The sequence below is a fragment of the Streptomyces hesseae genome (assembly GCF_031845785.1).
GTDB lineage: Bacteria > Actinomycetota > Actinomycetes > Streptomycetales > Streptomycetaceae > Streptomyces > Streptomyces hesseae.
In genome coordinates this window covers 1-471 of record NZ_JAVRFI010000069.1, presented here as the reverse complement: position 1 = coordinate 471, position 471 = coordinate 1, and the positions used below count along the sequence as shown (strand labels likewise).

The window sequence follows — 471 nt, the reverse complement described above, 5'->3', positions numbered from 1 at the left end:
CCCACTGGGACATGCTTACTGAACGTCGCTCGATACCCGAACTTGAAGAATTACTTGCCGAAAGGCTGGATGAAATCCGTAAGGAGAATTAATCCCGCCGAGCCCGTGCACCGCCGAGGTGCGCCCCGCGGGCGCGATGTGATCCATGGGGCGCACGTCTGGTCAGTGGCGAGAACGACGCTCTTTGATGTCTCCGGCGATCTTTTCAGCTCGGTCCAAGGCCACGTGGCTAAGATCCTTGAGCTGGTGGGAACGGTAATCGAACCCCCACATGGTCGTGCGCAACAATGCTTCGATGACGATGTTCTTGCTCATTTTGGAGCTGCCGTATTCTCGTTCGATGAACTCGATCGGGACCTCAGCGACGGTCATGCCCTTTTTGAGGGTGCGCCAGGTGAGGTCGAGCTGGAAACAGTAACCAGCCGAGGCGACGTCGTCGAGTCCGATGGCGCGCAGGGTGTTAGCACGGAA

The 471-nt window shown here is 58.0% G+C and carries 1 protein-coding gene and 1 pseudogene; one reads left to right on the top strand and one right to left on the bottom strand.

The window, feature by feature from the left end:
* Positions 1-11 precede the first annotated feature (11 nt).
* Positions 12-92, top strand: coding sequence for a hypothetical protein (locus RM609_RS34590; RefSeq protein WP_369016256.1), 81 nt, complete (start codon positions 12-14; stop codon positions 90-92).
* A gap of 70 nt (positions 93-162) precedes the next feature.
* Here RM609_RS34590 and RM609_RS34230 read toward each other — a convergent pair.
* Positions 163-471, bottom strand: a pseudogene (locus RM609_RS34230) (hypothetical protein); the annotation flags it as partial.

Excerpts from the sequence above, each read along its gene's own strand:
- RM609_RS34590 (WP_369016256.1), top strand. The coding sequence starts at position 12 with ATGCTTACTGAACGTCGCTCGATACCCGAACTTGAAGAATTACTTGCC.